A 9,054-nucleotide genomic window follows, 5' to 3' on the forward strand; every position below is an offset into this window, starting at 1 on the left:
CACCCCCTCACACCGAAAGGTGCTCAACTCGACATGCCCGAGCTGGTGTTCTTCTGCGGAACGATGGACTGCGGGAAGTCGACGCTGGCGCTCCAGATCGAGCACAACCGCTCGGCGCGCGGCCTGTCGGGCATGATCTTCTCGCGTGACGACCGCGCCGGCGAGGGCAAGCTGTCCTCGCGCCTCGGGCTGGTCACGGACGCTGTGGAGGTCGAGGACGGCCAGGACCTCTACGCCTACCTCGTCGACCACCTCTCGCAGGGCGGCCGCGCGGACTATGTGATCGCCGACGAGGCGCAGTTCCTCGCCCCGGAGCAGATCGACCAACTCGCGCGCGTGGTGGACGACCTGAGCCTCGACGTCTACGCCTTCGGCATCACGACCGACTTCCGCTCGAAGCTGTTCCCCGGTTCGCAGCGGCTGGTGGAACTGGCCGACCGGGTCGAGGTCCTCCAGGTCGAGGCCCTGTGCTGGTGCGGCGCCCGTGCCACCCACAACGCCCGCACGATAGGCGGCGCCATGGTCGTCGAGGGTGCCCAGGTGGTCGTCGGTGACGTCACCCACTCCGCCGACGAGGTCGGCTACGAGGTGCTGTGCCGCCGCCACCACCGGCGCCGTATGACGGCGGCGACGTCACGAGCGGCGGCTCTGTCCCCGGACGTGTTGCCGGTCTCGTCCTCCTGACCGCCCGGCCGCGCCTCAGCGCAGCCGTTGCAGCAGCGCGAACCGGGCGCCTTCCGGATCCGCCACCGACGCCACCCGGCCGTGTGCCGTGTCGTGGGCCGGCTCGATGACGTGTCCGCCCAGGTGCACCAGGTGGTCCAGGGTGCCCCCGAGATCGTCGACGTGGAAGTACGTCACCCAGTGCGGGCCCCGGTCGCGGCAGAGGGCCTGCCCCAGGCCGTGGATGCCGGCGACGGGTTCGCCGCCGCGGTGCAGGGTGACGTAGTCGAAGCCGGCGGAGACCACCGCCTCCTCCTCGTAGCCGAACACGGTCCGGTAGAACGTGGCGACGCTCGCCGACTCGAAGGTCAGCAACTCGTTCCAGACGGGTGTGCCGGGGACCCCCGAGACGGCCGTGCCGAGGTGCGCGGCGGGCTCCCAGATGCCGAAGACGGCGCCCGCGGGGTCGGAGCCGATCGCGAGACGGCCCGCATCGGCCGCGTCCAGCGGGCCCACCCCGATCGTGCCGCCGCGGCTGCGCACCGAGTCGGCGGTCAGGTCCGCATCGGGGGAGGCGAAGTAGGGCGTCCAGGCGATGGGCAGATGGCGGTCCGGCGGCAGCAGGCCGATGCCGGCCACCTCGCGCCCGTCGAGCAGCGCGCGCACGTACGGGCCGAGTTGCTGGGGGCCCGGCCGGAACTCCCAGCCGAACAACGCTCCGTAGAAGTCCTGGGTCGTGGTCAGCCCGTGCACCATCAGGCTCACCCAGCAGGGTGTGCCGGGCGCGTGCCGAGCGGGCGCTTCGCCGTTCGGGCCGGCGGACTCCCGTGCGTCGGTCATCGTCACTCTCTTCTCGGCCTCGCTCATGCCGTGCTCTCCGCAGCCCTCGTGGGGCCCGTCCTGCGGGGCGGCTCATGCCCGGGAGAATGCCCGAGGTGCGGGTGCTGTCCCTTGCGGCGCGCTTGTCGGCGCGTGTCGCTCAGCTGTACAGCATGTGCTTGTTCCCGTACGCCGCGTGATCGCCCCGGTCCGGCCGAGCAGAGTAGCCGGACATGAACGGCTCGGCCACCCCGTGCGCGAGGATGGAGCCATGAACGCCACCATCTCCGCATCCGACCTCGCGAACGACCTGGCGGGCGCCGACCCGCCGGTCCTGCTCGATGTCCGCTGGCAGCTGACCGCGGCCAAGGCGGCCGGTGAGCCGCCGTTCGACGGCCGGGCCGAGTACGAATCAGGGCACTTGCCCGGGGCCGTCTTCGTCGACCTCGACCGGGAGTTGGCCTCCGCGCCGGGTGAGGGCGGCCGGCATCCGCTGCCCGACCTCGCACTTTTCGGGGCCGCGATGCGCCGGGCGGGCGTGTCGTTCCGTACGCCGGTGGTCGTCTACGACGGCGGACAGGGCTGGGCGGCCGCCCGGGCGTGGTGGCTGCTGCGCTGGACGGGCCACCCGGACGTGCGAGTCCTCGACGGCGGGTTGCCAACCTGGCAGGGGCCGTTGGAGAAGGCCGTCCCGACACCCACGGAGGGCGACTTCGTGCCCGAGCCGGCGGCGGGACTGCTCGACGCCGACGCGGCCGCCGAGTTGGCGCGGTCCGGGCTGCTGCTGGACGCGCGGGCGGGGGAGCGGTACCGGGGCGAGGTGGAGCCGATCGATCCGGTGGCGGGACACATTCCCGGTGCGGTGTCGGCGCCCACCACGGAGAACGTGGGGCCGGACGGCCGCTTCCTGCCCGCCGAGGAACTGCGGGCGCGCTTCAAGGGGCTCGGTGTGACCGAGGGTTCGCGGGTCGGCGTGTACTGCGGTTCGGGCGTCTCCGCGGCGCACGAGGTCCTCGCCCTGGCGGTCGCGGGTGTTCCGGCGGAGCTGTACGTGGGGTCGTGGTCGGAGTGGTCCTCGGACCCGGACCGGCCGGTCGCGGTGGGTCCGGATCCCCAGTAGGACCGCATATGGCACGAGGAGAGGGCCGCGCCCGCAAGGCACGGCCCTCTCCTCGTCGTACGGCCGGTGTCAACGCCGTGACCCCCGGCTTTACTCCTGCTTCTTGCGCCGCGTCCCGAACACGATCTCGTCCCAGCTCGGGACGGCGGCTCTGCGGCCCGGACGGACCCCGTCGGCCTCGGCCTGCCGGTCGGTGGCCCCGACCAGACGGTCGCGGTGGCTGCCGACGGAACGCGGCATGAGGACGTCCGCGTAGGCGGAACCGGCCGAGGCCGCGGGGGCCGGGGGCTCCTCCGCCTCGGGCTCGGCGACGGGCTCCTCCTCGGGCTCCGACGCCGGGAGTTCCGGTACCACCAGGTCGCCGCGGAAGCTCGGCACCGCCTCCAGCAGGCTGGTCAGCGAGTCCCGCTCACCCGTGATCTCCTCGGCCGGCTCGGACGCCTGGGCCGGAAGGCTGGGCCGCTCCCGGTCGGTGGGACGGTCCAGCGGCCGGTCGCGCGGCAGCCGGGCGATCCGCGGGACGAACGGGAAGCTGGGCTCGGGCGCGGCCAGGTCGTCGGACTCGCCGATGAGCATGCGCGCCTCGTCGTCGACGGCCTGGACGAGCCGCCGGGGCGGGTCGTACGTCCAGCTCGCCGAGTGCGGCTCGCCCGCGACGCGGTAGACCAGCAGGACCTCCCACGTGCCGTCGTCGCGACGCCACGAGTCCCACTGGACGGTGTCCTTGTCGACGCCGCGCACCAGCAGCCGCTCCTGCACGGCCTCGCCCAGGGGCGGACCGGAGTTCTCGCCGGGGCGGCGGACCGGGGTCTTGCGGGCGCGCTCGGCCATGAACGCACGCTCGGCGAGCACGGGGCCCTCGAAACGGCGGACCCGGTCGACGGGGATGCCCGCGAGTTGCGCGACCTCTTCCGCCGTCGCGCCGGCTCGTATACGCGCCTGGATGTCACGGGGGCGGAGATGGCTCTCCACCTCGATCTCGATCTGGCCGAGGCGGGGACGGTCGCCGCGCACGGCGGCGCGGAGCCGTTCGTCGATCGGAAGCGTGTACTCCGTGCTGTCCGCAGCCTTCAGCACCAGCCGTGTGCCGTCATTCGAGACGGCCACGACACGCAGTTCGGGCATGGGGACCTCCCGGGTGGTGCCTGCCGACGTCACGTGCGTCGCTGCTTCCGCTAGTCGAGTGTGGCCTGCCCGGGTGCAGCCTGCCACAACCTTGCCGAGTTGCCCGGCGTGTCGGGCACGGGCCCTGGATCGCCGTTATGGCACGGTTACCTATTCGCAACGCTAAGTGACGAACTCTGTCACCCTGTGCAACTAGCCCCCTCCCGGCGGTCCTTAAAGGCCCCGTGCACCCTGACGGGAGACCGGGCCCAGGGCTGGCCACAGTACTCCATTTGGGCCACGTGCGTGGATTGGCGCGCCGTCCAACTTCTGGCAAGGGGTGCGACTCGGCCGCCCCTTGCCCCGGTTCCGTGATCTTGAACGTGGGGAAGTTCACGTAGTCACCAGAAACGGAACCAACGCGGCGGTCCTGGCTCGGAGCCCGGGACAACGCCCCCCGGCGCGTCGCCTAAGCCCCCAGAACCCGCCGCAAGTAGTCGTTCTGGAACAGCCGGTCAGGGTCGAGACGGTCTCGCAACGCCGTGAACTCGGCGAAGCGCGGATACACCCGGGAGAAGTACTCGGCGTCCCGGGTGTGCACCTTCCCCCAGTGCGGGCGTCCCTCGTGGGCCGTGAAGATGCGTTCGGCCGCGGTGAAGTACCGCTGGTACGGCGTGCCCTGGAACATGTGGACGGCGATGTACGCGCTGTCGCGCCCGGAGGCGGTGGACAGCGTGATGTCGTCGGCCGGCGCGGTGCGCACCTCCACGGGGAAGCTGACCCTCAGGCCGGAGCGGTCCACCATCGTCCTCAACTCGCGCAGCGTCTCGACGACGGCCGCGCGCGGTACGGCGTACTCCATCTCCACGAAGCGCACCCGGCGCGGTGACGTGAAGACCTTGTAGGGGGTGTCGGTGTACGTCCGCGCGGACAGGGCCTTGCTGGATATCTGTGCGATCGCGGGGATCGTGGCGGGCACCGCGCGGCCGACCCAGTTGGCCACCTGGAAGACCCCGTTGGAGAGGAACTCGTCCTCGAACCAGCTCTGGAGCTGCGGGACCGGCTTCTCGGGGCCCGCACTGCGGTTGTTGCGCTTGGTGTTGGTGTTGCCGGTGTGCGGGAACCAGTAGAACTCGAAGTGCTCGTTCTCGGTCCACAGTTCCTCGAAGTCCGCGAGGACCCTGTCGAAAGGCATCGGCTCCTCACGAGCCGTCAGCAGGAAGACCGGCTCGACGGCGAAGGTGATCGCCGTGACGACGCCCAGGGCGCCGAGGCCGATCCGGGCGGCGGCGAAGACCTCCGGGTTCTCCTTCTCGGAGCAGGTGAGGACCGAGCCGTCCGCGGTGACCAGCTCAAGGCCCTTGATCTGGGCGGCGATCGAACCGGAGTCGCGTCCGGTCCCGTGCGTACCGGTGCTGGTGGCGCCGGAGACCGTCTGCTCCATGATGTCGCCCATGTTCGTCAGCGACAGTCCCTCGCGCGCGAGGGCAACGTTGAGCCTCTTGAGCGGGGTTCCGGCCTCCACCGTGACGGTCATGGCGTCGCGGTCGATGCTGCGGATGCCGGTCAACAGTTGAGGGCGGATCAACACACCGTCCGTCGCGGCTATCGACGTGAAGGAGTGCCCGCTGCCGACGGCTTTCACCCTGAGGCCGTCCTCGGCGGCCCGCCGCACGGCGGCGGCCAGCTCGTCGACTGATGCCGGGGCGACCTCCCGCGCGGGACGCGCGGAGACGTTGCCGCCCCAGTTACGCCACGTGCCGTTCTTTCCGTTCGCTGTGCTGCTCAACGGAGCCTCCCCGACCCGGCGCCGGCCGCTTGAGCCGGCGACACCCCAGAAAACCCACCGCGACCGCGACGGCACCGGCCACGGCCGGAACCCCGTACCCGGCACGCGCCCCGGCTGCGTCGATCACCCAGCCGGCCGCGGAGGAGCCGAGTGCGACCCCCACCGCCAGTCCGGTGCTCACCCAGGTCATGCCCTCGGTGAGCTGCGCGCGTGGTACGTGCTCCTCGATGAGGGACATCGTCGTGATCATCGTCGGAGCGATGGACAGACCCGCAACGAACAGCGCCACGGCCAGAAACGGCAAGTTTCCGACCAGTAGGAGGGGGATCATACTCACGGCCATGGCACACACGCCCAGCAGCCACCGACGTTCCGGCGCACCGCCGAAGTGCATCAGGCCGAAGACCATCCCCGCGACGCAGGAGCCCGCCGCGTACACCGCGAGGACGACGCTCGCCGCGGCCTTGTGCCCCTCCTCCTCGGCGAAGGCCACGGTGACCACGTCGACCGCCCCGAAGATCGCCCCCGTCGCCACGAACGTGGCCACCAGGACCTGAAGGCCCCGGGCGCGCAACGCCGTACCGCCGCCCTGCCGCTCGCGCGGGTGCGGCGCGGGCTCGGTGGCGCGCTGGGCGGTCAGCCAGAAGACGCCGACCGCCAGGAAGCAGGCGGCCAGCAGCGGGCCGGCCTCGGGGAACCACGCCGTGGACAGACCGATGGAGGTGATCGGCCCGAAGACGAAGCAGACCTCGTCCACCACGGACTCGAAGGAGTACGCGGTGTGCAGTCGCGGGGTGCCCCGGTACAGGGCCGCCCAGCGGGACCGGACCATCGCGCCGACGCTCGGGACGCAGCCGATGCCGACGCATGCCGCGAACAGCACCCAGTCCGGCCACCGGTAGTGCGCCGCGCACAGCAGGACGGCCGCGGCAGTGAGCGAGATCAGCGTCGCCGGCCGCAGCACCCGTCGCTGCCCGTACTGGTCCACCAGCCGCGAGACCTGCGGTCCGGCCACTCCCGCGGACAGCGCGATGGTCGCCGACAGGGCGCCGGCCAGGCCGTACCGCCCGGTGAGCTGGGAAACCATCGTCACCACGCCGATGCCCATCATCGACAGCGGCATCCGGCCGAGGAAGCCCGCGGCGGAGAAGCTCTTGGTGCCGGGGGCGGCGAACAGGGCGCGGTAGGGGCTGGGCAACGGGGACTCCGAAAGGCTCAGTAAGCTGCGAACGCAGTCGACACAGCTTACGGCTCGGGACGCCGCCCCGGCACCCGTCCAGCCGTCCCGTCCAGGCCCCGGCCCGGCCGCCGCCGAGGTGTCACCCCGCCGTTTCCCGGCTGTCGGTGCAGGGTGGCAGGATCGACTCATGCCAGACGCGCGCGATGTCAGCCCCTACGACGCCCTGCTCCTGCTCTCGTTCGGCGGCCCGGAAGGCCCGGACGACGTGGTCCCGTTCCTGGAGAACGTGACGCGCGGGCGCGGCATCCCCAAGGAACGCCTCAAGGAAGTCGGGCAGCACTACTTCCTGTTCGGCGGGGTCAGCCCCATCAACGACCAGAACCGCGCCCTGCTGGACGCCCTGCGCAAGGACTTCGCCGAGCACGGTCTGGACCTGCCGGTCTACTGGGGCAACCGCAACTGGGCGCCGTACCTGACGGACACGCTGCGCGAGATGGTCCGCGACGGCCGCCGCCGCGTCCTGGTCCTCGCCACCAGCGCCTACGCCTCGTACTCGGGCTGCCGCCAGTACCGCGAGAACCTCGCCGACGCGCTCGCCGCCCTCGAGGCCGAGGGCCTGGAGCTGCCGCGGATCGACAAGCTGCGGCACTACTTCAATCACCCGGGCTTCCTGGAGCCCATGATCGACGGGGTGATCCGGTCCCTCGCCGAGCTCAGCGGCGACGTCCGGGACGGCGCCCACATCGCCTTCTCGACGCACTCCATCCCGACGGCCTCCGCCGACACCTCCGGAACCGTAGAGGACCACGGCGACGGCGGCGCGTACGTCAGGCAGCACCTGGACGTGGCGCAGCTGATCGCGGACGCCGTCCGGGAGCGCACCGGCGTCGACCACCCTTGGCAGCTCGTCTACCAGTCCCGTTCGGGCGCCCCGCACATCCCCTGGCTGGAGCCGGACATCTGCGACCACCTCGAGGAGCGGAACGCGGCGGGCGTCCCGGCGGTGGTGATCGCGCCCATCGGGTTCGTCTCCGACCACATGGAGGTCCTCTACGACCTCGACACGGAGGCGAAGGCCAAGGCCGAGGAACTGGGGCTGCCGATGCGCCGCTCGGCCACCGTCGGAGCCGACCCCCGGTTCGCCGCGGCGGTCCGCGACCTCGTCGTGGAGCGCGCCGCCGTCGAGCGCGGGCAGGAGGTCACGCCGTGCGCCCTGGGCTCGCTCGGGGCGAGCCACCAGCTCTGCCCGGTCGGCTGCTGCCCGGCCCGCGCCCCCCGGCCCGCCGCCGCGGGCGCCGACAGCCCCTACGCGTGAGGAGCCTTGTGACCGACCCCCTGCACACCGAACTGCTCGAACTCGCCCAGGAGGCCGCCCGGCGTGCGGGCGCACTGCTGCGGGACGGGCGCCCGGCCGACCTGGCGGTCGCCGCGACCAAGTCCAGCCCCATCGACGTCGTCACGGAGATGGACATCGCGGCGGAGAAGCTGATCACCGGTCTGATCACCGAGCGCCGCCCCGACGACGGCATCCTCGGTGAGGAGGGCGCCGCCACCGAGGGCACGAGCGGCGTCCGCTGGGTGATCGACCCGCTCGACGGCACGGTGAACTACCTGTACGGGCTGCCCACCTGGTCCGTCTCCGTCGCCGCCGAGCAGGACGGCGAGACCGTGGTCGGGGTCGTCACGGCCCCCATGCGCGGAGAGACGTTCCACGCGGTGCTCGGCGGCGGTGCCTGGGCCACCGGGGCCTGGGACGGCGAGCGCCGGCTGGCCTGCCGCCCCGCGCCGCCCCTGGACCAGGCACTGGTCTCGACGGGCTTCAACTACGTCGCCGAGGTCCGCACCCACCAGGCCGAGGTCGCCCAGCGGCTGATCCCGCTGCTGCGCGACATCCGGCGCGGCGGCTCGGCCGCGGTCGACCTCTGCGACCTGGCGGCGGGACGCCTCGACGGCTACTACGAGCGCGGTCTGCACGCCTGGGACCTCGCGGCGGGCGACCTGATCGCCCGTGAGGCGGGCGCGCTGACCGGTGGACGCCCCGGAGAGCGCCCGTCGGGCGCACTCGCGGTCGCCGCGACCCCGGGCGTCTTCGAGCCCCTCCAGCGCCTCCTGGAGGACTTCGGCGCCTGGCACGACTGAGCAACCGCCCGGCCGCCGTACCGGGGCCGACGACACGCCGAACACCGCGTGAACACGGCCTCACGACCACGAAAGCGGGCCCCGGCGCTGGATTAGCCGGGGGCCGCTCCGTACAGCCTCGTCAGACGCTCGTCGCGCCGACCTCCACACCCTGCTCGGCGGCAGATCGGAAGAGCGTGGGGGAGGGAAAGAGTGTGTGGGTTAGGGTGTAGATAGAGGTGGGGGGGGGCTGCTTTAAAA

The 9,054-nt window shown here is 72.1% G+C and carries 8 protein-coding genes; 4 read left to right on the plus strand and 4 right to left on the minus strand.

Annotated features, from left to right (window positions below; genetic code table 11):
- The first annotated feature begins 33 nt into the window (after positions 1 to 33).
- Complete coding sequence (locus tag ABZ016_RS36445) at positions 34 to 684, plus strand: thymidine kinase (RefSeq protein ID WP_356921014.1); 651 nt, start codon at positions 34 to 36, stop codon at positions 682 to 684.
- A gap of 15 nt (positions 685 to 699) precedes the next feature.
- Here the strand turns inward: ABZ016_RS36445 and ABZ016_RS36450 are convergent, their stop codons facing one another.
- On the minus strand, positions 700 to 1,503 hold the full coding sequence (locus ABZ016_RS36450) for a VOC family protein (protein ID WP_356921024.1): 804 nt from the start codon (positions 1,501 to 1,503) through the stop codon (positions 700 to 702).
- A gap of 250 nt (positions 1,504 to 1,753) precedes the next feature.
- Between ABZ016_RS36450 and ABZ016_RS36455 the strand changes: the two genes are divergently transcribed.
- A complete protein-coding gene (locus ABZ016_RS36455) occupies positions 1,754 to 2,602 on the plus strand; it encodes a sulfurtransferase (RefSeq protein WP_356921015.1) in 849 nt (282 codons plus the stop codon).
- A gap of 90 nt (positions 2,603 to 2,692) precedes the next feature.
- Here the strand turns inward: ABZ016_RS36455 and sepH are convergent, their stop codons facing one another.
- From sepH to ABZ016_RS36470, 3 genes are all read right to left on the minus strand, one after another.
- Entirely contained in the window at positions 2,693 to 3,727 is a 1,035-nt protein-coding gene (sepH, locus tag ABZ016_RS36460) for a septation protein SepH (protein WP_356921016.1), read from the minus strand.
- Between the two features lie 448 nt (positions 3,728 to 4,175).
- Positions 4,176 to 5,495, minus strand: coding sequence for a D-arabinono-1,4-lactone oxidase (locus tag ABZ016_RS36465; RefSeq protein ID WP_356921017.1), 1,320 nt, complete (start codon positions 5,493 to 5,495; stop codon positions 4,176 to 4,178).
- Positions 5,455 to 6,693, minus strand: coding sequence for an MFS transporter (locus ABZ016_RS36470; RefSeq protein WP_356921018.1), 1,239 nt, complete (start codon positions 6,691 to 6,693; stop codon positions 5,455 to 5,457). Before ABZ016_RS36470 ends, ABZ016_RS36465 begins: the two co-directional genes overlap by 41 nt.
- Before the next feature lie 169 nt (positions 6,694 to 6,862).
- Between ABZ016_RS36470 and ABZ016_RS36475 the strand changes: the two genes are divergently transcribed.
- The gene (locus tag ABZ016_RS36475) at positions 6,863 to 7,990 is read left to right on the plus strand and encodes a ferrochelatase (protein WP_356921019.1); all 1,128 of its coding nucleotides are present in this window, start codon (positions 6,863 to 6,865) and stop codon (positions 7,988 to 7,990) included.
- An 8-nt stretch (positions 7,991 to 7,998) separates the two neighbouring features.
- On the plus strand, positions 7,999 to 8,814 hold the full coding sequence (locus ABZ016_RS36480; protein WP_356921020.1) for an inositol monophosphatase family protein: 816 nt from the start codon (positions 7,999 to 8,001) through the stop codon (positions 8,812 to 8,814).
- Positions 8,815 to 9,054: the final 240 nt, after the last annotated feature.

It is taken from the genome of Streptomyces sp. NPDC006372, from assembly GCF_040612515.1.
GTDB lineage: Bacteria > Actinomycetota > Actinomycetes > Streptomycetales > Streptomycetaceae > Streptomyces.